This is a genomic window from Mesorhizobium sp. WSM4898, assembly GCF_029625845.1.
Taxonomy (GTDB): domain Bacteria; phylum Pseudomonadota; class Alphaproteobacteria; order Rhizobiales; family Rhizobiaceae; genus Mesorhizobium.
This window is the reverse complement of record NZ_JARTVQ010000044.1, coordinates 1-259: the sequence shown is the minus strand read 5'-3', so window position 1 is coordinate 259 and position 259 is coordinate 1. Positions and strand designations below refer to the sequence as shown.

Sequence of the window (259 nt, the reverse complement as noted above, 5' to 3'; positions counted from 1 at the left end):
ACGCTGGCTACACCAACAAAGAGGGTTATGGATTGATATTTGCAAACGGTAACCACCGAGCGCATAGGGTTATGTATGAGAACATAAAAGGCTCAATACCTGGTGGCTTAGTACTTGACCATTTATGCCGAGTGCCAAGCTGTATCAACCCCGACCACCTAGAAGCTGTTCCCAATAAAGAGAATATCTTAAGAGGTATGAGCAAACAGGCTATAAACAAGCGTAAAACACGTTGTGCCAACGGACACGAATACAGCAA

1 protein-coding gene is annotated in these 259 nt (G+C 44.4%); it reads left to right on the top strand.

All coding sequences use genetic code 11. The features are described 5' to 3' along the window. Nucleotides 1–71: 71 nt before the first annotated feature. The coding region (locus P9228_RS30885) for an HNH endonuclease (protein WP_278057059.1) at nt 72–259 on the top strand (188 nt) is incomplete at its 3' end.